This window comes from Candidatus Flexifilum breve (genome assembly GCF_016713355.1).
Window position 1 is genome coordinate 252,217 of sequence record NZ_JADJPI010000037.1, and the last position, 21,877, is coordinate 274,093.

Annotated in this window: 22 protein-coding genes and 1 tRNA gene; 8 read left to right on the forward strand and 15 right to left on the reverse strand. The window is 59.5% G+C overall.

The annotated features are described in order from the left end of the window. Together rfbB and IPK17_RS32070 are read left to right on the forward strand one after the other, a co-directional pair. Positions 1 to 1,140, forward strand: coding sequence for a dTDP-glucose 4,6-dehydratase (gene rfbB, locus IPK17_RS32065; protein ID WP_343421805.1), 1,140 nt, complete (start codon positions 1 to 3; stop codon positions 1,138 to 1,140). Positions 1,141 to 1,176: 36 nt separating this feature from the next. Then, positions 1,177 to 1,626 carry a hypothetical protein gene (locus tag IPK17_RS32070; protein WP_343421806.1) on the forward strand — a complete coding sequence of 150 codons (450 nt, stop codon included), beginning with the start codon at positions 1,177 to 1,179 and terminating at the stop codon, positions 1,624 to 1,626. 616 nt (positions 1,627 to 2,242) lie between these two features. Here the strand turns inward: IPK17_RS32070 and IPK17_RS32075 are convergent. From IPK17_RS32075 to IPK17_RS32095, 5 genes are all read right to left on the reverse strand, one after another. Continuing rightward, entirely contained in the window at positions 2,243 to 3,007 is a 765-nt protein-coding gene (locus IPK17_RS32075) for a hypothetical protein (protein ID WP_343421807.1), read from the reverse strand. Between the two features lie 39 nt (positions 3,008 to 3,046). Further along, positions 3,047 to 4,210 carry a BtrH N-terminal domain-containing protein gene (locus IPK17_RS32080; RefSeq protein WP_343421808.1) on the reverse strand — a complete coding sequence of 388 codons (1,164 nt, stop codon included), beginning with the start codon at positions 4,208 to 4,210 and terminating at the stop codon, positions 3,047 to 3,049. 133 nt (positions 4,211 to 4,343) lie between these two features. Beyond that, positions 4,344 to 7,268 (reverse strand): molybdopterin-dependent oxidoreductase, encoded by a 2,925-nt coding sequence (locus IPK17_RS32085; RefSeq protein WP_343421809.1) that lies wholly within the window; start codon positions 7,266 to 7,268, stop codon positions 4,344 to 4,346. 9 nt (positions 7,269 to 7,277) lie between these two features. Further along, positions 7,278 to 7,511 (reverse strand): type II toxin-antitoxin system HicA family toxin, encoded by a 234-nt coding sequence (locus IPK17_RS32090; protein ID WP_343421810.1) that lies wholly within the window; start codon positions 7,509 to 7,511, stop codon positions 7,278 to 7,280. Then, the gene (locus IPK17_RS32095; RefSeq protein WP_343421811.1) at positions 7,508 to 7,726 is read right to left on the reverse strand and encodes a type II toxin-antitoxin system HicB family antitoxin; all 219 of its coding nucleotides are present in this window, start codon (positions 7,724 to 7,726) and stop codon (positions 7,508 to 7,510) included. The genes IPK17_RS32090 and IPK17_RS32095 overlap by 4 nt, the downstream gene beginning before the upstream one ends. 141 nt (positions 7,727 to 7,867) lie before the next feature. On the opposite strand from IPK17_RS32095, the gene IPK17_RS32100 reads away from it, so the two are divergent. Continuing rightward, on the forward strand, positions 7,868 to 9,691 hold the full coding sequence (locus IPK17_RS32100) for an ArnT family glycosyltransferase (RefSeq protein ID WP_343421812.1): 1,824 nt from the start codon (positions 7,868 to 7,870) through the stop codon (positions 9,689 to 9,691). A 5-nt stretch (positions 9,692 to 9,696) separates the two neighbouring features. Here IPK17_RS32100 and IPK17_RS32105 read toward each other — a convergent pair whose 3' ends face one another. Beyond that, positions 9,697 to 10,533: an FAD binding domain-containing protein gene (locus IPK17_RS32105; protein ID WP_343421813.1), complete on the reverse strand. Its 837-nt coding sequence runs from the start codon at positions 10,531 to 10,533 to the stop codon at positions 9,697 to 9,699. Positions 10,534 to 10,597: 64 nt separating this feature from the next. Further along, complete coding sequence (locus IPK17_RS32110) at positions 10,598 to 11,443, reverse strand: phosphodiester glycosidase family protein (RefSeq protein WP_343421814.1); 846 nt, start codon at positions 11,441 to 11,443, stop codon at positions 10,598 to 10,600. Positions 11,444 to 11,552: 109 nt separating this feature from the next. Here IPK17_RS32110 and IPK17_RS32115 point away from each other — a divergent pair. From IPK17_RS32115 to IPK17_RS32135, 5 genes are all read left to right on the forward strand, one after another. Further along, positions 11,553 to 11,626, forward strand: a tRNA-Val gene (locus IPK17_RS32115). 478 nt (positions 11,627 to 12,104) lie between these two features. Continuing rightward, positions 12,105 to 12,596: an SRPBCC family protein gene (locus IPK17_RS32120; RefSeq protein ID WP_343421815.1), complete on the forward strand. Its 492-nt coding sequence runs from the start codon at positions 12,105 to 12,107 to the stop codon at positions 12,594 to 12,596. 523 nt (positions 12,597 to 13,119) lie between these two features. Then, positions 13,120 to 13,656, forward strand: a complete 537-nt coding sequence (locus IPK17_RS32125; RefSeq protein WP_343421816.1) for a PadR family transcriptional regulator — start codon at positions 13,120 to 13,122, stop codon at positions 13,654 to 13,656. Positions 13,657 to 13,668: 12 nt separating this feature from the next. Next, complete coding sequence (gene modA, locus IPK17_RS32130) at positions 13,669 to 14,676, forward strand: molybdate ABC transporter substrate-binding protein (RefSeq protein WP_343421817.1); 1,008 nt, start codon at positions 13,669 to 13,671, stop codon at positions 14,674 to 14,676. Further along, entirely contained in the window at positions 14,634 to 14,939 is a 306-nt protein-coding gene (locus tag IPK17_RS32135; RefSeq protein WP_343421818.1) for a hypothetical protein, read from the forward strand. Before modA ends, IPK17_RS32135 begins: the two co-directional genes overlap by 43 nt. 81 nt (positions 14,940 to 15,020) lie before the next feature. Here the strand turns inward: IPK17_RS32135 and IPK17_RS32140 are convergent, their stop codons facing one another. The 8 genes from IPK17_RS32140 to IPK17_RS32175 all read right to left on the reverse strand — a co-directional run bounded on the left by IPK17_RS32140 (position 15,021) and on the right by IPK17_RS32175 (position 21,850). Continuing rightward, positions 15,021 to 15,422 (reverse strand): transposase, encoded by a 402-nt coding sequence (locus IPK17_RS32140; protein WP_343422587.1) that lies wholly within the window; start codon positions 15,420 to 15,422, stop codon positions 15,021 to 15,023. Next, entirely contained in the window at positions 15,410 to 16,018 is a 609-nt protein-coding gene (locus IPK17_RS32145) for an IS110 family transposase (protein ID WP_343421819.1), read from the reverse strand. The genes IPK17_RS32140 and IPK17_RS32145 overlap by 13 nt, the downstream gene beginning before the upstream one ends. Before the next feature lie 707 nt (positions 16,019 to 16,725). Next, on the reverse strand, positions 16,726 to 17,043 hold the full coding sequence (locus IPK17_RS32150) for a class I SAM-dependent methyltransferase (protein ID WP_343421820.1): 318 nt from the start codon (positions 17,041 to 17,043) through the stop codon (positions 16,726 to 16,728). Positions 17,044 to 17,210: 167 nt separating this feature from the next. Next, positions 17,211 to 18,347, reverse strand: coding sequence for a glycoside hydrolase family 15 protein (locus IPK17_RS32155; RefSeq protein WP_343421821.1), 1,137 nt, complete (start codon positions 18,345 to 18,347; stop codon positions 17,211 to 17,213). Then, positions 18,337 to 20,034, reverse strand: a complete 1,698-nt coding sequence (locus IPK17_RS32160; protein ID WP_343421822.1) for a glycoside hydrolase family 66 protein — start codon at positions 20,032 to 20,034, stop codon at positions 18,337 to 18,339. Before IPK17_RS32160 ends, IPK17_RS32155 begins: the two co-directional genes overlap by 11 nt. A 4-nt stretch (positions 20,035 to 20,038) precedes the next feature. After that, a complete protein-coding gene (locus tag IPK17_RS32165; RefSeq protein WP_343421823.1) occupies positions 20,039 to 20,884 on the reverse strand; it encodes a carbohydrate ABC transporter permease in 846 nt (281 codons plus the stop codon). A gap of 2 nt (positions 20,885 to 20,886) precedes the next feature. Then, positions 20,887 to 21,213: a carbohydrate ABC transporter permease gene (locus IPK17_RS32170; protein WP_343421824.1), complete on the reverse strand. Its 327-nt coding sequence runs from the start codon at positions 21,211 to 21,213 to the stop codon at positions 20,887 to 20,889. Further along, a complete protein-coding gene (locus IPK17_RS32175) occupies positions 21,194 to 21,850 on the reverse strand; it encodes a carbohydrate ABC transporter permease (protein WP_343421825.1) in 657 nt (218 codons plus the stop codon). The genes IPK17_RS32170 and IPK17_RS32175 overlap by 20 nt, the downstream gene beginning before the upstream one ends. Positions 21,851 to 21,877 lie beyond the last annotated feature (27 nt).

Genomic DNA, 21,877 nt, shown 5'->3' on the forward strand with positions numbered 1-21,877 from the left:
ATGAAGAATATTCTCGTCACCGGGGGCGCAGGCTTCATTGGCAGCGCGTTCGCCCGCTACATGACGGCGCGCTATCCAAATTACAACATCATCGTGTTGGATAAGCTGACGTACGCGGGCAATGTCGACAATCTGCTGCCGATCAGCGATGAGCCGAATTACCGCTTCGAGCGCGGCGATATTGCCGACCGTACGGCGATCACGCGCGTGTTTCAGGCGCATGACATCGACACGGTGGTGAACTTCGCCGCCGAAAGCCACGTCGACCGCAGCATCCTCGACGCCGACGCCTTCATCCACACCGATGTGGTCGGCGTGTATATTCTGCTCGACGAAGCCAAGAAGCACGGCGTGGATCGCTTCCTGCATGTCTCGACGGACGAGGTCTACGGCGATGTGCACGAAGGCTACTCGGTGGAAACCGATCCGTTTGCGCCGAACAGCCCGTATGCGGCGAGCAAGGCGGGCGGCGAACTCATGGTGCGTTCGTATCATGTCACGCATGGCATGAACACGGTCGTGACGCGCGGCAGCAACACCTTCGGCCCCTACCAGTACCCGGAAAAGCTGCTCCCGTTCTTCATCACCGAGGCGATTGACGATAAAAACCTGCCGCTCTACGGCGACGGGCTGCAGGTGCGCGATTGGCTGTATGTGGAAGATCATGTCACGGGGATCGACACGGCGCTGCACAAGGGCGTCGCGGGTGAAGCCTACAACATCGCCGGGGAAGACAATCGCTACAACATCGAGGTGGCGAAGGCCATGCTCGCGCTGCTCGGCAAGCCGGAGTCGCTGCTCAAGCATGTGCCTGACCGCGAAGGGCATGATCGCCGTTATGCGATGAACTGCGACAAGCTACGGGCGCTCGGTTGGCAGCGGGCGCACTCGTTCGACACGGGGATTCAGCTCACCGTCGACTGGTACCGCCAGAATGAATGGTGGTGGCGCAAGATCAAGACGGGTGAATACCTCGAATACTACAAGCGCCAGTACGCCGCGCGTTTAGCCGCCAGGGGAGCCTTCCCCCAGTTACGAGTTGGCGTAATAACAGCATTTTTCCCAAGTGATTGTCCTTACGCTCTTGCAGGCCAAAATTATGGTTACGGCTGTTCTACTATGCGTGGTGCTATAATATGAAGTACTAGCGCCGCTGTAGTAAGGATATAGCTACTAATGGCTAAATTGCGCGTGTTGGTGAAAGGATCGATCGAAAAGCCGGAAGATAGTTGGAGTGAGCAGCAGAAACAGGATTACGCGAAACGAATAGCTCGCTATGCTGCCGCATGCAAAACTCTTGGCCGTCTGCTTGCGCGAAAGGGGATGACAATTGTTGTTGGTGTGCCTCAATGGGAGAACCTGCTAGAGCGCCGCGCTGTGGCAGCGTATGTCATGGAGGGGGCAAACGAAGAACCACTGAAAGATGGAAAGAAGCATAAAGTAGTTTTCTATTCCCCTAATGAAGTTGAGCCAGTCAATACAACCCCGGAACTTGACTCGCTGGCAGAACTGCGCAAGCTGGAAAATCTTGAGATCGAGGATAAGTTCCTCGGGGCTGCCGCGCAGTGCGTCGATGATTCCGGATGTCCAAATATCGGATGTAATTCTGCTGATCGGCGGTGGTGAAGGAACCGCATCAATCGGGTTTTCAGCCTATTCCCTCAACAAGCCAATCGTTGCTCTAGCGTCTTTTGGTGGAGCCGCGAAATCAATTTTCGATGCATTGCTATTCCGCGACTATCAGAATTATTCGAGGCGGCAGCGTGATGGAATCACGGATTCTGATATACGGGCCTTACTGCTGGTCAGATGGAAAGACCGATGATCCTCAAAATCTCGACAACGCTGAGAAGATCGTGAAGTTAGTCGCGGCACTACCCCGACTCTATAAACGAGATAATGCCGCTGCATCTGGGTTCCTGCGGCTTACACTCGCGGTGATGCTGTTGTTTTTGGTGACATGGGTCGTCGTTTTTGCGGAGTTCAGATTGGGGTATCACATCCGACTTGTCGTTCTTGGCACTCTATCCATGCGCGGCCATCGGCACCGGTTAACGCAGCCTGGTCGCTTATCATCAGGCGAATTGTATGAAATCCATGGGATGAGCTTTGCGATGACTGATTATCGCGTTGATACTCAGTTTAGGTCTAGCGTTTATTTATTTGCTTGGCGGATACTCTTTCACCGGGGAAGTCGTTGTTATCGGTGACCAAGAGCGCAAAACAGTGATGACAATTGCGATCACCATGTCGGTGCGCTCGCCACTTGCAGCAACTTGCTCTGTCCTGCATTTACTACTAGCAGCAAGACCGCTGCTGCATGCGATCTTGCGGCAAAATTTGCTCCGCTTATCCTTGCTGCCTGTGAATACCGCCACGGGGCAGCAAAGCCGATCCACTGCGTTTCCGTCAGGCACTCGACATTTGCATCCATGAACTGATCCGCGCCGCCGCGCCCGCCGTACATGGTGAATGAGAGCACGGGCGCGTCAATCCCGATGTTTGCTAGCGGGATGCGGGTTAGCACGCGTCCCTCGTCCATGATGATGAACATTTGAATGATGGACGAAAAGTCGCAGGTGAGGAACACCCGCTCCGGTCGCCACCCGCGTTCCAGCAGGTCGCTGAATTCGCCGATTTCGACCGAACCGAGCCGCGTCGACATGCCCCACAGCCCGACGGAACTGACGGTCGCTTGTTCGGCCTGTTGATCGAAGGTGAGCAGCCCCAGCACCGAGTCGGGCAGGGTGAACGAGGTGCGCGTCATGGTGAGAAAGCTGCGGTTGAGCGCGATCTGATCGACGGTGCTGAAGGCGGTTAGGCGGTCAGTCGCGCCGGGGGTGATGCCATACACACACGGCAGCGCGCACGGATTTTTCCCGACGGCCGTTTCCGCCGAGGGAAATGTCGGCACGCCACCGCCGACCAGCACCGCCGCGCCGATCAGGAGACAAAAGCCGAGGAGCACAGGGACGAGGAGCCGAACGCCCAAACGCACCAGCCACATCACGTTTTCCTACTGGTTGACGATGAATCTATCTTTCTATTATGCCATCGCTTCCATCAGTGCGGACAACGCAATTTTCTCCACGTCGTGAACGTGCAAAACGTGTTCTCTCAGGTTCTGGCGCATGGCCACGGCTTCTGTCGCGCTGAGCGGGAAGTCCTTTGCCGCGGTTGTTTCCAAGACTTTCAACCGCTGGTGAAGGGCGCGCCGCTCATCAACAGAGGCGTTGCCTTGATCGAGAAACAGGTGATAGCTACGTTCCATGTGTTCGCGCGTCTCACGGAACAGCGGCACGGCATCGGGTAGGAGCGCCGCCGTGAGCCCGTCCCAGGCGACTGCCGCCGTGCGAAAATGCTGGGCGACCTCCTGCAGTGCCGGGCTCTCAAGAATGACGGCTGCCTCATCGAGAAAATCAGCGTAGATGTGCCGCGCGCCGCGGCCCCCGGTGAACCAGACCTGAATGTAACGATAGCTGGATGTCAGCCCGGCGTACATCCGCGCGCCCGGCGCAAAGCGCACTGCCCAACTGTCCTTGGTTCTGCTTTCCAACAGTTTTGCCCATTTTTGATAGGCGTCCAGCCCGAAGCTGCTTTTGTGACCGACGGGCGGCTCGTGCAGCATGATGTCGATGCAGGCCTGAATTCCGCTGCGGACCGCGTCGGTCAGTTTGTCGGGGTTGGGCGCGCCAATGGTCATCATGCGATTCTTGACCTTGCCGATTTTGGCGCGGGCCACTGAGAGATCTGCGGCGCTGGCCGTCAACCCGACGCGCGCCCGATCGGCGATTTTGACCTCGCCAACGGGGTCGTACCCATAGACCAGTACCGGCATGATGAGCCAATAACCAGCACCCGGTGCAAATGAGTTGTACGGCAGGCTGAGCACATCCCCCCAGACGATGGCGGGCTTACCCTGCGCTAGCGCATTGATCACGTTGGCTGCGGCTTTCGTGCTGTCGGTCGTCTGCTGCATACGCATGGGAATAGCGAGGCGTTCGAAGACCTTGCCCGGTTCTTCGTCGAAGAGATAGCGCGTCAGAAAATGCAGATGCGGGAGTTCACCCGTGTACTCAAACGAGAAGTAGCCCGCGCACAGTCCGCCGTTGATGCCCATGAGCAGATCGCTTCGGTATACGGTTTTCCGGTGTGTGGAGCGGTCACGCCTTGATAGGCCAGGGCATTGACAAGGTAGCCAGTCGCCCACGGCATTCCGTCAAAGTGGTGGTAGTTCGCTAGTTCCGCCATGATCTCGCCTCCCAGTTGAATGCTTCCAGCGTAAAGAGAAACGAGATCCGGCGGTAGTGGCTGTTTTGGCTACTAAATAGCAGACTTTACTGTTACTGGTAAATCGACCGCCACACTTTTTCTGGCGTGAACGGGATTTCGCGCAGGTGCACGCCGATGGCATCGTAGATCGCCGACGACACCGCCGGGGCGACGCCGTCCTTCGGGATTTCCGCGACGGCTTTCGCGCCATATGGGCCGGAAGGCTCGTAAGTTTCCACGAAGATCACCTCAAGCTGCGGCATCTCGGTCGCACGGTAGATGTGATAGTGCGCGAAATCGTTCGCCAGCGACTTGCCGTCTTCGTCGTAGACCATTTCCTCGCAGTGGGCGTAGCCGAGTGCCTGCACCATGCCGCCTTCGACCTGCCCAGCGGCGGTGATCGGGTTGATGGCGATGCCGCAGTCGACCGCCATAAGCAGGCGATCTACCGTGACCTGCCCGGTCTGCGTATCGACCGTGACTTCGGCGAACTGCGCGGCGAACGGCGGCGGGCTGAGCTCGCTCATGTGGCTGGCGGTCGCCATGATCTGCTTCTGGTCGGCTTGATGCAGGCTGTGCAGGCCGACCTGTTCCATCGTCACGGAGCGCCCATCGCGATGCACGACCTTGCGATCTTCGAGTTCGAGGTCGTCGGGCGAGCAGTTGAGCATGTGCTTGGCGACGTGGTCGAGGATTTGCGCGCGCACTTCTTCCGACGCCTTGAGCACCGCGCCGCCGCTGATATAAGTCGTGCTGGAGGCATACGCGCCCGTGTCAAACGGTGTGAAGTCGGTGTCGGAGGCGTAGACGATGATGTCGTTGAGCGGCACGCCGAGCGTTTCGGCGGCGATCTGCGCGAGGACGGTGTCCGCGCCCGTGCCGAGGTCGGTTGCGCCGAACAGCAGGTTGAACGAGCCGTCGTCGTTCATCTTGATCGAGGCCGCGCCCATGTCCAACCCGGCGATCCCCGTGCCGTGCATGGCCAGCGCCATGCCGATCCCCTGCTTGAGATGCGGTTTGCCGGGGACAGTGCGCTCAATGCCGCGCTTCTTATACCAGTTCATCGCGCGCGTGCCGATGTCGATGCATTCCGGCAGCGCGCAGGTGGTCACGACTTGCGGCATGCCTTCGCGCCCTTCGCCGAGCGCGACCGCCATCACCAGCGGGTCGCCCTGTTTGATGGCGTTACGCCGCTTGAACTCGACCACATCCAGCCCCAAAGCAACCGCGATCTCTTCGATGTGGACTTCGAGCGCGAACAGCGCCTGCGGCGCGCCATAGCCGCGATATGCGCCGGGAGTGGGAATATTCGTGTAGACCACGTCGCAGGTGAACTTGCTGTACGGCGCGTTGTACGTCGACAGCCCGCGGAAGCCGCTGACCATCTGCACGGTCAGGCCGTGCGTGCCGTACGCGCCCGTGTTGGCGATGATGTGCAGTTCCGCCGCGACGATGCGCCCGTCGGCGTTGACGCCCGTCTTGAAGCGCAAAATCTGCGGGTGACGCGAACGCGCGCTGGTGAATTCCTGTTCGCGCGTGTACTCAAAGCGGACGGGGCGACCGGTCGCGATGGTGAGGTGCGCGCACAAATCTTCGATGAGCATTTCCTGCTTGCCGCCGAAGCCGCCGCCGATGCGCGGCTTGATCACGCGGATTTTCTTGACGGGCAAGCCAATCAACGGGGCGACCATACGGCGCACATGGAAGGGGACCTGCGTGCTCGTGCGGATGGTCATCCGGTCGTCTTCGTCCCACCACGTCACCGTGACATGGGGTTCGATGCTCGCCTGCTGTACCTGATGGACTTTGTACTCGCCCTCGAAGATGCGCGCGGCCTGCGCCCACTGCGCATCGGGGTCGCCCACATCAGCATGGATGCGGTGCACGATGTTATGTGTCGCGTCGTAGATACCGTCGACGTTCGGATCGTCGTGGATGATCGGTGCGCCGTCGGCCATCGCCTCCAGCGGGTCGAACACGGCGGGCAGCACTTCATACTCAACTTCGATCAGCTTGAGCGCTTCGCGGGCGATCTCCGGCGTTTCGGCGGCGACCACCGCCACGCGATCGCCAACATGGCGCACCTTGTTGTCGAGGCTCACCTGATCATACGGCTTGGGGTTGGGGTAGGTTTGGCCGCCGGAGGCATAGTACACCCGCGGCACATCCTGATACGTCAGCACGGCATGCACGCCGGGCAGCGCCTTGGCCGCGCGCGTATCAATGTGCTTGATCCGGGCGTGGGCATGCGGCGAGGTCAGCAGCGCGGCATGCAGCATTCCCGGCAGTTCGATGTCGTCCGTGTAGACGGGTTTCCCCGCCGCCAGCTTGACCGCGTCGACTTTTGGTTCGCTCTTGCCGACGGTCTTGAGCGCTTCGACTTCCGGCGGCGACACGATGATCGCGGCTTTGGTGCGCGTCTGCACATCGCCGCCGCCATCGCCCCCGCCGAACCATGAGTCGTCGAACGGCGAACCGAATAATTCCGGCGGCGCGGGGATGGCCCGCTGGAGCGGTTCGTAGGGCGGCACGTCTTCGCCGCGCAGCACCGCCGCCGCCCGCAGAATCGCCTGCACCGGTTTGACGTAACCCGTTTCGCGGTCGAGCACACCGGAGAGCGCTTCGCGGACTTCGGCTTCAGTCGGGTTGGGGTTTTGCTGTAGCAGAGCATAGGCGCACAGAATCTGCGCGGGGGTGTTGTAGCCGGACTGGATCGCCCCGGTTTCGATGAACGCCTCTTGGAGCTGATGCAGGTTGCGCGAGGTGCCGATGCCTTCCAGCGTGAGGATCACATGACCATCGGCTTGCATGGCGAGCAGATTGCCGGAATTGACGGGCACGCCGTCGAGCAGCACCGTGTCCGCGCCCGTTAGGCCGTGCTCGTCGCCAAACTTGACGCTGTAGCAGCCGTAGCGGCGCAGCACGCGCAGCAGGCGTTCATGCGGCTGCACCTCGAACGTGCGTTTTTCGTTGTTGAGGGTAACAGTGATTTGCATAACAAGTTCCTAAAGGTTATCGAGCTCTTCTTGATATTGTTCAGCCGTCAAATTAATATCGCTGAGAATTTTACGAATTAGCGGACGTGCCAGGTCTTTGGATTTGTGGTGGGGAACTGTGGTCGTCCTGCCATCAGCGTGTCGATAGAAGATGTGACTCCCTTTTTGACGAACTGCTTTGAAACCCAATTTGGCCAGCAGCTTTTCCATCGTCTTGGCATTGATGATGGTCAGTTTGCTCATAGATTAACGGCGACTTGCTGGATTCCGATAAACTTGGGCAGATCATCAGGATCACCATCGAATTCTTCCAAGCACAATTCGAGAACCTCTTTCAGATTCTCCTGGAGTTCGTCCAGTGTATCGGCATATGTATGCGCGCCGGGAATGCCAGGAAACAAGCCAACATAGGTTTCGGACTCAGCATCATATTCAATATACGCCGTGAATGTCCTCACTCTCGATCTCCTTCACGCAAATATGACTTTCACCGTGAGACTGAAGCCCGGTAGTACCTGTGTACACCAGTGACCCTCTTAGTATACCGCGCTCACGCCGCTGGTTGAAATCTTCGCCGTGCACCGATTAGAATAGGCGGCATGATACACAGCCTCCGTACCCGCCCTTTTGCTCTGACCGCGCTGCTGCTCACGCTGCTGGCGTGGGGCATACTCGCCACACGGCAAACACTCGACGCCGAGTGGCTGACTCGTTACTACCACATCAATTCATCGACACTTTTCACAGGTTACCTGCTGCTTTCCGCGTTGGCTGTGGGTTTCGTGCTGCTGGAGCCCCGCATCCGCCGTGAACTGGCGGATGGCACCGGGACGGCGCTCGTCCTCGTCGCCGCTGGTGTGATCGCCTTTCTCGTGATGGGCTCGATTACCTATCTCGATCAGCATGCGCGCCTCATGACCTTTCCCGTCAGCCTGTGGGTCGTGACCGTGCATGCAGTCGCGCTGTGCGCGTTGGCGGCGGTCATGGTGACCACTACGCCCGGCGCTGCGCCGAGCGCGCGTTTGCTCGGTTATGCAACGCTGGTGGCCGGGTTGATCGCAGTCGCGTTGGTCGTCATGCACGTGTCCAGTCTCGGCGAGTTCATGCCGCTCGATCTACCGGATGAACCGTGGTTCGGCAGCGCCGCGACCCACTTTGCCAGAACCGGTCGGTTAGCCGTCAACTTCCCGGCATCCGTATTTGGCGACCCGGACCCGGTGATGCCCGGCTACTACGCCCTGATGGGGCTGTGGATGCGCTTCACCGATGCCTCGCTTATCAATTTGCGGGTGGTGCCGCTGTTTCTAGGCTTGCTCAGCGTGGTGATCACGGGGGCGGCGTTGTGGCGGGCGGGCATGCGCGGGCGCATGCTGGTTGGCGTCGCCTGTATGCTGGCGTTGAGCGCTTTCACACGCGCTGCGCACAATATGCGCCCCGACATACTACTGGCGGTGTATACCTCATGCGTTTTGTACGGCTTACTTGCTTTCTTGCAGCGCAAACGTGTGTGGCCGGCCGCCGTGATGGGGGTGTCTTTGTGGATTGGGCTGGAAGCAGTGCCGACGGCGGCCTTCGGTTTCGGCGTGCTGCTCGGCCTGCTGCTGATCGCGCTGTGTTATCGCCGTCAGTGGCAGTACGTCTTCGTCTATGCGCTGGCGTGCGCGGTTGGCGTTGCTTTGTACGGCGCGGGACACTTTCTGCCAGATATTGGGGAAAGCCTGCGCCATTATCGGGAGTTCACCGCCTACTATCAGGGTCTCAACGGTCTCCGCTTCTCTCCCTCATCGCTCGAACTGATTGGGCAGTATATTGTCAGCTTCAGTTTGGCGCTGGCGCCAGTCGAATTGCTTGCCATCGTGATCGCGTTCGCGCTGCTGCTGTGGCGCGGCGAACGGGCGCTCGTCGCGCTGCTGCTCGCGGCGCTGCTGCTGCTGCCCTTGTTCATCAACACGACCTACGGCTATTTTGCCCTGTTCGCGCCGTTTGTCGCCTATGCGTTTGCCCGCGCTGTGGGCTCCCGGTTGGCACTGGTGATCGCCGTCTTCGTCGTTCTGCCCGCCCTCGCTGCGCCGCCGATCTTCGATATGGCCAATGCACAGGGCGATGACCCGAATTCGCGCGTCATCGCGGAAGCCGATCTGCTGACATGGCGAATGCCGACGGGGACAACTGTCGTCGGCGATGAGTTATTCTGGTTCACCCTCCAGCAGGATCGTGACTTCGTCGATTGGGAAGGGCTGCATCGCTACGCCATCTACCATGACATGACGCCCGGTGCGGCGCTTCGGGCGCTCGATGCCGATATTCTCATCTGCTTCGAGACCGATCCCGAGTGCGCGTACGGGCAAACCGCTGATTTCGCGCCCCCGGTCGACTTTGTGATCACCAAGGGGCGCTATCTCGTTTACTTCCGCGCGCGCTGAACTGGTTACGCGCTGAGCTGTTCCAAGCATTCGGTGAGCGCCCGCTCAACGCACACCCGCGCCATCTCGCGGCGATACTCCGCGCTGCCGAGGTAATCCCCGACCGGATCGACTAGTGCCGCGACGGCCTTGACCGCGCTGGCGATGTTAGCCGCGTCGAGCGGGCTTCCGATCAACGTTTCAAGCGTGAACCCCAGCACCGGATCAGCGGTGGCGCCGCACAGCGCCCCGAACATCGATTCGACCGTGTTTTCCTCGTTCAAATACACGTACACCGCCGCGTTGACAATCGGCACATCAGCGGGCGTGCGGGCGACGAAGGCCGCGCCTAACGCCTGACGTTGCGGCACGGCGGGGATGTCAATCGAGGTGATGAACAATTGATCGAATTCGTCGGCGTGAACGAGCAGCCCGGCGATGCTCTCCCAATCAAGCTGGCCCTCTTTCAGCCATTCGATGCCGATATCGTGCGCGGTGATGGCCGCCAGCCATTCACGCAGCATAGGGTGCTGGCGCTCGCGCAGGCTTTCGAGGATGGATAGATTGGTGCGAATGTTGGCGGGGATTGCCCGGGTGAGTGCGCGCCGGAATACGTCCGGCAGTTCTTCCCAACCGAGCAGCTGCTCCAGCTTGACCGCTGACCCGAGCGTCACGCCGCCTTCATCCATGTCCAGGCGGTTGAGTTCCGGGATCGCCTGCAAATCGATCACGGTGGCGTAGGGCAGGTCAAGTGTGCCGAGCGCCAGCGCGCCGCCCGCCAGCAGCAAACTGCCCGGTTTCTGCGCCAGTTCAGAGGCTTGATCGAGCGTAGTCGGGCGAAGATAAGTCTTTGGATTAGCCATGATGTTTTCCCAATAATCAAAGTGTCAGGCCGCGCCGCAGCGCAGCCCCTTATGCCGGATGATTTTAACGCGGATAGACCGCTAATACCGCTGGTACCGGATCGAACGAGTAAAGCTGATACGCGGCGTTCCCGCCGATCCACATCATGGTTGAACCACCGCCGTCCAAATTTACCGCCGTGACGAGATTCAGATCGGTCGCGGGTAGCCCGGCGCTGAGATCGACCAGCCGCATCCCGAACAGCGAGGGTGTCGTCAGCAGGAGAATGCGTCCGTTAGCGTCTTGCGCGACAATCGTCCGCCGCGACGCCCGATCCCCTTGCGTATTGGTGAATGAAGTCTGCCCGTTGGCGACCAGCACCGGGAAACCCTGCACCGCCTGTTCCAGCGCTTCGCCGTAGTAGGGCTCTTGCAGAATCGACCGGACGCGCGGAACGCCGTTCTCCACTTGCAGCATGCCGCCGCGGTCGGTGAAGCTTTGCCCATAGGCGACGCCATCGCTCACGACGAGCCCGAGCGCCTGCTGCGCCGTATCAAAGAAGTTGGCGTTGACGAATGCGACCGCGCCGGGCAGCACTTCCCGCCACGTGCCGAGCGTGAGCGGTTCGCCGGGGCGATAGTGCGCGCGCAACGTATAGAGCGCCGGATCGATGCGCAGCACGAGCAGTTGGGTCGAAAAAGTGTTGGCGGTCACGGTGATCAAGCGCCGTTCCAGCCCATTCGCGAGCACTTCCCAACCGCTTGTGTCGAGCGTGGGGATGGGCGCGGCGGTCGGCGGCGTGGTCGCTGTGGGCGGGGGAGGCTGCGCGCTGAGCGTACAGCTCGTCATCAACGACATGGCGGTGATCAACGGGGAAAGCTGCCGGCGCCACATCAGCGCGCGCAGCAGGGCGGAGAATCGGTAGCGCAAAAGTCGCACTTACACCCTCGTCTCTCTCTAAAACAGAGCCTTGTCAACGTGGACGAGGCAGGCTATACTTTACATCACGTTGACCGTAGCTTCAAACGCGCGGCGTGACGGGCTCTTGGCTCAGTTGGTTAGAGCGCACGGTTCACATCCGTGAGGTCATAGGTTCGAGTCCTATAGGGCCCACAACACACGAAAAAGCGACCATACACGGTCGCTTTTTTTGTTGTGCTGAGGCAGGGCAGGGTTCGAGTTCGGGAAATAGAGACGTTCTCCGGCTCAAGCCTTAATTCTCGATCAACTTCTTCTTATGTTCTTTCCGCTGGTATCAATCGTTCGAGTCCAAGTTACAGAGCAAGTTAGATTGGACTCGAACCTTGTTCGGGGTAAACGTCGGGAGAAACATCCCCGGCGTTTTTGTTGCACATCTCCCATGCCTCACCGGTTTATATTTCGAGTAGGTGATTTTGGTCGTCTCCCGAAGTTTTTCGGGTTTCAGGTGGGACAGGCTGGCCTCGGCAACGATGCGGGGTATGCCGATCTTGAGGATACGGATTGAGGTGTTGTTGGTTTGTTCAGTCACGATTTTCTTCCACTTCTTGACACAGAACAAATTTTCTAATAGCCTGTGTGTCGTGCACTTTTGAATATGGAGGGAACCGCCATGAAGTACACTGTATCGATCGAGATCGCGCTGCCGCTTGAGAGAGTGGCACAGTTGCTCGCCGATCCGGCACACATACCAAAGTGGCTGCGGGGCGTGGTGCTGCATGAGCCGCTGAGTGGGGTACACGGTCAAGTCGGTACCAAGTCGCGGGTCGTGATGGAGATGGGGCAGCAAAAGTTTGAAGCCACCGAAACCATCACACGCCGAGAACCGGTAGACCTAGGAAGTATCCCAAAAGGGAGCACTGTTCGCTTCGAGCGCGAGATCGTCACCGAGGGCATGTGGAATGTCGCGCGCGAGCGGCTGACCGAAGTCGGTCCGGATACGACGCTCTGGGTGAGCGAGAACGAATACCGGTTTAGCGGCTTGCTGATGCGGTTAGTGGGACTCCTGATGCCTGGCACTTTCCGCAAGCAGTCGCAACAGCACATGCAGGACTTCAAGGCGTTCGCCGAGTATGGAATAGACGTCCGCAAAGGCCCGGGCTGAGGCACTGCCGTAAGTTCAGTGGAGCAGCAGCAACATGGTGTGGGGTGCGAAAACCGTATCCGCACGGGTAAGCTAGGCGACACGGGGATAATCGTGGATGAGACCATGCAAAATGTCGCGCCCTTGGATTTGCCCTTGAGGGTTTATATTCAGCAGCGGGATCGGGAGGCGTTGTTCGATTCCCTGATGCGGGCGACCGCAATCGTAATAGTTAAGCTACTCGGTAAGGATGTAGGTGGTGCTGCTGATCGAGAACAATAAGCAGGTCAAGGCATGTTTCGCGCACCAGCGCTGATTTCCAGCGCCGTTTTCCTTCCTAATCCTCGCTATTCGAGCGCTGCGACGTTTGTTGAGCGCTGCGGAGGTACCACGCTCAATATAGCATCTCACCCGCTCAGTGCGTCGTACCCCTCCGTTCGCCGAAGCGATGGGCTTTCTGGACGGTCGCTCATCCAGCCTTCACAATTTGCACAGTGGCCTATTCCAAGTTAGAATAGGATCTATTCCATGATGGAATACAGACATGAATGCATTGACACCTGATGAAACAATTTTGGGACTGCTCGCGGCACAAGGACAACATGGGTATCAGCTCCTTGAGACCTTTCAAGATCCGGCGCGGTTAGGCAAGGTCTGGAAGCTCAGCACCAGTCAGCTCTACGCCGTTTTGAAACGACTGGAACGGCAGGCGTGGATCAGTGGAGTCGAACAGTGGTCAGAAAGTGCGCCGCCGCGCATCGAATACTCCCTGACTGAGGCAGGATGGCGCGTGCTCGACGAGTGGTTGAGCACGGTCGCTCCCTCGGCCAGTATTCGCTGCGTTCGAGTCGAGTTTTTGAGCCGATTGTATATCGCTCAACTCCTGAAGCTTCCGACAGCGCCGATTATTGCGCGACAGCGTGCCGTCTGTCAGGCAGAGTATGCCCGGTTACAAAGCGCGCAGGGCAATAATCCACAAAGTATGGGCTATTTAGCCGCCGAGATGGTGATCACCCAACTTGGGGCCGTCCTCACTTGGATCGACCGCTGCGAGTTGGTTTTGCAGTCCACGCAGACCTAAGGAGATCGTCTCATGAAGAAAACCGTGTTCGTTCTCGTCTTGATTGCCTTGTTGGTCGGAACCTTTGCCGTGAGCGCTCAACAGGCGCAAACCCTCACTGTCTTTGCTGCGGCGTCGCTCACCGATGCCTTTGAAGAAATCGCCCCCAGCTTTGAGGCCGCTCACCCCGGTGTCGAGGTGCTGTTTAGCTTTGGCGGTTCATCGACCCTCGCCACGCAGCTCGCTGAAGGCGCGCCTGCTGACGTGTTTGCCAGCGCTAATAACACCCAGATGACAGTGGCGCGCGATGCCGAGCGGATCGCCGGATCGCCCCGCACGTTCGTCAAAAATCGGCTGGTTCTCATTGTGCCCGCCGATAACCCGGCGGGCATTGCGACACTGCGCGATCTGGCCAATGAGGGAGTGCAGTTGGTCATTGCCGCGCCGGATGTTCCCGTCCGCACCTACACTGACACGATGCTCCAGCGTCTCGCCGCCGATCCTGCTTACGGCGAAGTGTACAGTACGGCTGTGCTGGCCAACGTAGTTTCGGAAGAAGATAATGTGCGTCAGGTGGCGGCTAAAGTGGCGCTGGGCGAAGCGGATGCGGGTATCGTCTACATCTCGGATGTGACGCCGGACATCAGCGAACAGGTGATCGCCATCCCCATCCCGGATTATCTGAACACGATTGCGACTTACCCGATTGCCGTCACCAACGACGCCGCCAACCCCGAGCTGGCACAAGCCTTTGTTGATTATGTGCTGTCCGATGCGGGACAGGACATTCTGGTCAACTGGAATTTCATCTCCGTCCGCATCCCCGAAGTGCCCTATGCTGTGACCCTGCCGGAGGGTAATACGGCCTTCACGGTAGATGGTCAGGTCTTGAACCCTATCACCCTGACGGTGGCTGACCTCACCAGCAGTTTTTCGACGCAGACCGTTGACGTCACCTATTTGAGCGCACCGACACGGTTTCGACCTCGTTCACGGGTGTGCCCCTGTGGCAGATTATCAGCGCGGCGCAGCCGAACCTGAACGCGGATGTGCGCAATGATCGCCTCAGCACCTTCATCGTTGTGACAGCAGCCGACGGCTATCAGGCCGTGATCGCCTGGGGCGAAATTGACCCCGAATTTGGGAATCAACCGATTTTAGTGGCCTATGCAGAGAATGGCGCACCGATCGCCGGTGGGTCGGGGCCGATTCGTCTGGTTGTCCCCGGCGACGCGCGCGGCGGACGCTATGTCAGCGGAGTCGTCAATATCAGCTTGCGGGATGCGCCGGTTGTCGGACAGTAAAGCCCGCAGTTGAGGGAAAGCCTGACGGTCAGGGAAAGATCGGCTGCCCGTTGAGTGGCAGCCGAGGTTGATTACATAACGTCAGATACCGTCTAAAAAGTCAAGCACGAACGATTTGTGAAGCGAAAGCGGGATCAAAGGGACGACGGGACTTAAGCACACCGTAGACCAAATGCAGCAGCTTACGGATCGCGGCGACGACCACCGCTTTCGGAGCCAGTCCGTGAGTGCGAAGGCGTTCGCCAAAGGCACGAACAATGGGATTATGGCGTAAAGCAACCATCGCCGGGAAATAGAGGGCAGCCCGAAGGGGGCATTGCCACACTTCGAAATGCGGGTGCGTCCTCGGACGGACGAACCCGAGCGGTGATGACGTGGGGTGACGCCCGCATAAGCAGCGAACTGAGCAGCGGAGTCAAACGCGCGAATATCGGGAACTTCAGCCAGCAGTGTGGCAATAGTTGTGTCGCCTAAGCCCGGGATAGAGTCGAGGAGATCGCGCTGCTGTTTCGCCGAGGATGCTGGTCAAGATGATCCCGGATTTGACGCTGGAGGTCCGCAATCTGCTGGTCGAGAAAGGCGACATGTTGTTGCAAAGCCTGCACGACGGCTTCAGCGGAAACCCCGGAAGCCAAGCGATTATGTTCTTGCTGACGCATCGCTTTGAGGTCATGCAGGTGACGTACCATCGCTTGCAAGGCCCGCTGTTCCGGTAGCGGGGGTGTCCAAGCCTCCGGATGTTGCGATTGACAGAACAGGGCAATGAGGCGAGCATCTGTTTGGTCGGTCTTTTGTCGGCTGAGTCGGCTGGCAGCAAACGCTTTGATGCGTGCAGGATTGACGACACTCACCGTGTAGCCCGCCTGATGCAAAAACTCGGCGATGGCATCACTATACTGACCGGTGGCTTCCAAACAAGCGTGTAACGCTCCCGGGCTCCGTTTGCTCAACCAGATCTGGAGTTGCTCAAACCCTTTGGCAGTGTTGGGGAAAACACCGCTATGTTCCTGTTGAGCCTCGTTGCACAAGACGACATCGAGCTTGGCTTTGGCAACATCAATTCCCAAGACATTGACCATGATGGCGATCCTTTTCATCGATAGGGGTTGTGGTCAAACTTGTCCATCCAAGTTCAGCCTCAAAAGTAGGCGACTTTCGATACCGTACGACCTCTACGCCTATCTTGGCCCAGGGGGTTTAATCTGACGTCCAAGCTCACAGCTTGCTTAGGGATGGAAACTCACCCTGTGCCACTGACTTTGAAAGAGAGCTTGCACCCTCTGCTTTCAAAATACAAGTTACGGATAAGCTGCTTGTCAATCCATCCGCATCTGCGCCCGTATTGTGATCACCCGCCAATCCGCTCAGGACGAGGTATGCCTCGTCCCTACACAGACGCACTTATCTGTCTCCCCGCCCCGAATTCGGGGCGGGGCCGGATACACAGGGCAGTCACGCAAAATCATCGCCACTCGGCTGTTTTATCCCTAACTGACGTTACATAACACCGTTTGGCTCAGGTCTCAGCTTCAAGGCTTTCGTGTCATTCTGTACCAACCCGCCAGGGTGCCAACCGTCGAATCCGTGTTGACCTGCTGCCAGATGAGCGAAAAATAGGGTTCAAACAAGTCGCGCACCTCCTCTGGTTGCCAACCCGAGTTGCGCGCTGGCGTGTGGACGTGGGCGTACAACATCAATGTGCCACCCGGCGTGAGCTGGTCTGCCACATCCCGCGCATACTTCGCCGCCTGTGCCTGCCTGAAGCTGTGCCCACAGCCGATGTCGATTACGAGTTGATACGGGGCGCGCAGTTGGTCGCATTGATCGAGCAGCGTGTCGGCGGAAATGCGACCAGTTTCAAGCGCGCGGTCTCGACAGCCTGCGGCACGAAATCAAGACCGTCCGCTTCCCACCCATGCTCTAGTAGATAGCGCACGTTGGTTCCCGTCCCACACCCTATGTCGAGCGCGCGCCCGGGCGGCAGTTCGTGGAGAATCTGAACGATTTCCGGCGGGGTAATTCCGGTGTCCCAAGGCGTTCGCTGACTTTGATAATTCTGGATAAAGACGCTGCGACGGTCGTCTCCGGGGGAGTAGTCATCCATTCTGCCTTTCTGCGCGCGAAGCATATTCGGCGATTCTACCCTCCAGCAGTGCCAGCACAAGCAGAAACGATCCGTGCGTAACCTCAGCTTGAACAGAAAACAAACCCACCCGTGAGACAACTCTCACGGGTAGGTTAGGAGTGCTATTCGAAATTGAGGAGAGAGAATCACGTCGCCAGCGCGTTGCGCACCAGCAGATACTTGGCATGGGTCCACAGCAGCGGCTGTGCGATTTCGCCGCGCTTCTGCACCCACGGTTCGTAGAAATCGGGCGCGAACATCACATCGTTGACCTGTTCCGGCAGGTTGCCGTCGGAGTCGGCGTGCGCCTCGGCCCAGCCGAGAATCTCCTGAGCGCGTTTCGGCTGGCCGATCTGCGTGTAGTACCACGCCAGCCACAGCCCGAGCAGCACCCATGCGCCGCCGCCGTAGTAGGTATCCGCGCGGTGCCGGTGCACGCCGTGACCCTGCGCCAGCAGATCGCGCTCAATGCGGGCGATGGTGCGCTGCATGAGGGGATCATCCGGTTTGAGCAGCCCGAAGTCGGGGAGCGCCGCCAGCAGCAGATTGGCGTCGACCATGTCCAGCCCGACCGCTTTCGCGAGTTCGTAGCCCGGCGTGATGCCCTGCGCGAAGATGAATTTCTGAATGGCGTCTTTCACGGCGCTGAAGTTCAACCGGGGGACGAGATATTCCGCCGCGTTCAACCCAGCGAAAATGGCGGCTAATGTGCTGACGTGCACTTCGGTGCCACGTTCTTCCCAGCAATCATTACACGGCGACTGCCAGATCGCGGCCAGATAGCGCGCGGTCAGCTCGACCGCCTGCTCCCATTCCAGCGGCAGCGGCCGGACGCGGCACACATCGACGTATTTGGTCAGCGACCACAGCCAGATCGCCGGGCCGTCGAGTTGAAACTCCGGCCAGTCATCTGGCCCCGGGTCGCCGTGCAGTTGATAGCGGGCGTTCAGCGTGTCGGCCAGCACGAGCGGCTCACCGTTTGCGGCGCGGGCAATCGTGCGTTCGATAGCGGCGGCGCGGCTGTTGATCATGCGCGCGCACCAGCGGTGAAACCTGTCGGCGCTGTCCCACTGGGCGTTGCGTCCGACGGCGTGGGGGATCGGGTTCAGCGTGCCGTCCACCGTGAGCGCGTAGGCGATGAACGCGCCATCGCGAAACCACGAGAACTGGTAGTCCGGCATTACCGGGCAAGCGAGATAGCCTCCACCCTCGTTCTGATTGTCCAGAATCACCTTGAGGCTGTGCTCATGCAGCGGCGTGAGGCCGGGCGACTTAACTGCCATGTTCATATTCCACGACGATCATGCTCCAATAGTCGAGACGGGGAAGGATGAACTGTAGTGTACCCGCTTCGACGCTAAATGGAAGAGAATTCGCGCTCATATTTTCGGCGGTATCGGGTGAGGCGTACCACACCGCCGTAACCGGACGCTCGACCGTGAGGCTGACCGCTTGGTCAGTGAGCGGCGTTGGCCCGACCGTGGTCGGCGCATTCCAGTCTGCCCCCTCGATATCGAGGAAGTTGAGGAGGCTGAACGTCTCGAAATCGGCGCCCGCCCGCACAATGGGGACGACGCGGTCGCGCGACCGAATGCCGCGCATCCGCACGTCGCCCAGGCTGATCGCGCTGTGGCGCTCCGCGCTGGCCGCGGTCGTCCCCACGGAGAGCACGTTTTCGTAGCGCACGATGAAATCGTAGTAGCGCAGGAACTGCGGCTGATCGGCTTCGGCAATGTCGCCAAAGCGCGGGAAATACGGGTCTTGCAGCATCGCGCCCGGTTCGCCGGTTTCCAGATGATACGCGCCGCTGGCGAGGATCACGCTGTTGGCCAAACGCCAGTTGATCACGCGCTCCGGCGGGATGTACGCGGCGAGGATGACGGGTTTTTGATTGCCGAGCGTCTGCGCGTTGGTGATGATTCGGTTGAGGTCGAGGTAGTCATCGTAGGGCGGCCAGACTTCGATGTACGAGGCGTCCTGCTGCGCCGGGGCGACGGCGTCAATTGGCCAGTTGCCCACGCTGTTGAACAGCGTGACGCCGGCAGCGCCGCGCCGATCCTGCACGAGTTCGGCGGTCTGGTTGATGAAAGCGGGCATGACGTCCGCCATATCAATCGGGTTGCCAAGCGTGTCGAAGCCCGTTTTGGGCGCGCCGTACTGGTCGATGTGAATGCCGTCGAAGGTGGTGTTGTCGAGGACATCGGCGAATTCTGCCAGTAGATGCACGTTCCACGGTGAACCGGGCGTCGCATCCATGATGGCGATGAAGTTTTCGCCGAGGGTGTGCACATTACCGCGGGCGTCGAACATGCCCCAGTCCTGATGCTGCTGGAAGAACGCCCACGACGCGCCGTAGATGGCGGTGTAGGGCATGGCGGCGATATCGCCCGTATGCAGCAAATCGATCAGGTTGCGCACGGTGGCCATCGACTGATCGCGCCCCAGGCCATCGTCAAAGCGATCATCCGGGGGGATGAGGTCTTCCCAGCGATACTGCCAGTCGTAGAACTGCGCGCCGTTGATGTGGTGGCGCAGCATCCAGTCGAGCGTGGGCGCGATAGTGCGGTGCGCCGGGCTGAAATCGGTCAGGAAGCCATAGCGCGGCGCTTCGATCCAGTGGTTGAGCACATCGAAGGCCGACGACTGCGTCGCCAGCACCGTGCCGCTCGCGTCCAGCACATCGACGGTCACGCCGTAGCCACGCGGCGCTTCGGCGGGCGGCGTCCATGTGAGCCCGGCTTGGCCGTCCGTGAGCGGCGCGCTGAGTTCGGTCACGAACGTATTCAGGTAGGTCACCCGGGCGCGGACGGTGCTGCCCGCGCTGGCGCTCACCGTGAGCTGCACGGTATCGCCGGGATGGTAATAGCTTTTATTGGGCAGAATTTGTACAGTTGAATCGACGGCGGACACAGCGCCCCCTTGGAACAGGATCAGGAACAAGATGACGAACAAACGGTGAAACACGTGCATCAGGTTAACCGCGTACGCCTCCGCTGGTGATGCCTTGAATGAAGTAGCGCTGGAAGACGACGAACAGGATCACGGTCGGGATGACGGCCGTGAGCGACCCGGCAAACACCAGACCCCAGTTGGAGGCGTGCTGGCCGCGGAAATTGGCGATGGCGATGGGCAGCGTGCGCAGGCTTTCGTCGGTCAAAAAGTTGAGCGCGAGCAGATATTCATCCCACGCGCCGAGGAAGCTGAACACGGCAACGGTGCTGATGGCGGGCGCGGCCAGCGGCAGCATCACGCGCCAGAACACGGTGAACGGACTCGCGCCGTCGATGATGGCCGATTCTTCCAGTTCGCGCGGGAGGTTCTCGAAGAAGCCGCGCAGCAGGAAGGTGTTGAAGGCGAGCGGCCCCGCGCTGTAGACCAGCGCGATCCCCGGCAGGCTGTTGAGCAGGCCGAAGTTCTTCGCCAGTATGAACTGCGGGATGAGCAGCACCACGCCGGGGATCATGATCATCACCAGCAGCACGCCGAAAATGACGTTCTTGAAGCGAAATTCAAAGCGCGCGAAGCTGTAGGCCATGGTCGAGGCTAGGGTCGTGACGAGGAACGAGGTCGCGATGGACACGCCCGCGCTGTTGAAGAAGGCGCGCAGGAAGTTGCGGCTGGCAAACGCCTGCTCGAAGTTTTCGAAGCTGACGGTTTCGGGAATGAGGCGCGGCGGATACGTCTGCACATAGGCGACGCCGCCGAGCGCTGTCGAGGTCATGTAGAGCAGGGGAGCGACCGCGATGAACACGCCCACACACAGGACGAGAAAGATCAGGAGGTTGAGGACGCGCTGCTGGCTGCCGGAAGTTGCGATCATGATCAATACTCCACGTCTTTGTCACCACGACCGAACAGGCGCGACTGCACGAGGCTGACCAGCACGATGACCACGGCCAGCACATAGCTCAACGCCGCCCCGTAGCCGAAATGCAGGCTGCCGAACGCTTCGTCGAACATGTACGTGAGCGCGACTTCGGTGCGGTGCAGCGGGCCACCGCCCGTGATCAGCAGGACGGAGATGAAGACCTGAAAGCCGCCGATCATCAACGCGATGAGGACGAAAAAGATGGTGCGGCGGATGAGCGGCAGGGTCATGAAGCGCAGTCGCTGCCATTCGTTCGCGCCGTCAATCGCCGCGGCTTCCATATAGTTCGGTCGGGATGCCTTGCAGCGCGGCGAGGAAGATGACCATCGCCCAGCCGATGCCTTTCCAGATGCCGAGGCTGTCAATCGCGATCCATGCGGTGTCGCTGCTCGCCAGCCACGAGATGGCCTTGTCGATGACACCCAGCTTCATCAGGATAAAGTTGATCAACCCGGCGTCGCCCGCGCTGAACAGGTAGACGAACAGGAAGCTGACGACCACCCATGAGGTGACGACGGGCAGGTAGTACACGGTGCGAAAGAACTTCTTGCCGACGGTGACGCGATGTACCAGAAACGCGAGCGTCAGCCCGATGATCATCTGCCCGGCGACGGTGACGACGGCGTACCCGGCGGTGTTGCGCATAGCCAGCCAGAAGGTGCGATCCGCGAAGACCGCCTCGTAATTCGCGAAGCCGACATACGTGCTCGTCTGACCGGGGATGATGCGCCAGTCGAAGAAGCTGATGTAAAGCTGGTACAGCAGGGGGTACAACGACCAGATCAGATACAGCGCCAGACCGGGAAGGAGAAACAAGTACGGAACGTAGGGGCGGTAGTAGGGTTTGCTCCGGTCGGCTGAGTGCCGCTGCGTTGATTTTCCGGCTGCGGCGCGCGTATCTATCACGTTGCTGCTCATCGCCAATTCCCCTCCCAAATTCTGTGG

Bases quoted from the DNA above. Each gene is read 5' to 3' on its own strand.
- IPK17_RS32085 (WP_343421809.1), bottom strand. From the start codon at position 7,268: ATGCAAATCACTGTTACCCTCAACAACGAAAAACGCACGTTCGAGGTG.
- IPK17_RS32175 (WP_343421825.1), bottom strand. From the start codon at position 21,850: ATGAGCAGCAACGTGATAGATACGCGCGCCGCAGCCGGAAAATCAACG.
- IPK17_RS32090 (WP_343421810.1), bottom strand. From the start codon at position 7,511: ATGAGCAAACTGACCATCATCAATGCCAAGACGATGGAAAAGCTGCTG.
- IPK17_RS32070 (WP_343421806.1), top strand. From the start codon at position 1,177: ATGGCTAAATTGCGCGTGTTGGTGAAAGGATCGATCGAAAAGCCGGAA.
- rfbB (WP_343421805.1), top strand. From the start codon at position 1: ATGAAGAATATTCTCGTCACCGGGGGCGCAGGCTTCATTGGCAGCGCG.
- IPK17_RS32100 (WP_343421812.1), top strand. From the start codon at position 7,868: ATGATACACAGCCTCCGTACCCGCCCTTTTGCTCTGACCGCGCTGCTG.
- IPK17_RS32150 (WP_343421820.1), bottom strand. From the start codon at position 17,043: ATGGATGACTACTCCCCCGGAGACGACCGTCGCAGCGTCTTTATCCAG.
- IPK17_RS32155 (WP_343421821.1), bottom strand. From the start codon at position 18,347: ATGGCAGTTAAGTCGCCCGGCCTCACGCCGCTGCATGAGCACAGCCTC.
- IPK17_RS32120 (WP_343421815.1), top strand. From the start codon at position 12,105: ATGAAGTACACTGTATCGATCGAGATCGCGCTGCCGCTTGAGAGAGTG.
- IPK17_RS32165 (WP_343421823.1), bottom strand. From the start codon at position 20,884: ATGATCGCAACTTCCGGCAGCCAGCAGCGCGTCCTCAACCTCCTGATC.
- IPK17_RS32145 (WP_343421819.1), bottom strand. From the start codon at position 16,018: ATGGTCAATGTCTTGGGAATTGATGTTGCCAAAGCCAAGCTCGATGTC.
- IPK17_RS32075 (WP_343421807.1), bottom strand. From the start codon at position 3,007: ATGTGGCTGGTGCGTTTGGGCGTTCGGCTCCTCGTCCCTGTGCTCCTC.
- IPK17_RS32125 (WP_343421816.1), top strand. From the start codon at position 13,120: ATGAATGCATTGACACCTGATGAAACAATTTTGGGACTGCTCGCGGCA.
- IPK17_RS32160 (WP_343421822.1), bottom strand. From the start codon at position 20,034: ATGCACGTGTTTCACCGTTTGTTCGTCATCTTGTTCCTGATCCTGTTC.
- IPK17_RS32170 (WP_343421824.1), bottom strand. From the start codon at position 21,213: ATGGAAGCCGCGGCGATTGACGGCGCGAACGAATGGCAGCGACTGCGC.
- IPK17_RS32105 (WP_343421813.1), bottom strand. From the start codon at position 10,533: ATGGCTAATCCAAAGACTTATCTTCGCCCGACTACGCTCGATCAAGCC.
- modA (WP_343421817.1), top strand. From the start codon at position 13,669: ATGAAGAAAACCGTGTTCGTTCTCGTCTTGATTGCCTTGTTGGTCGGA.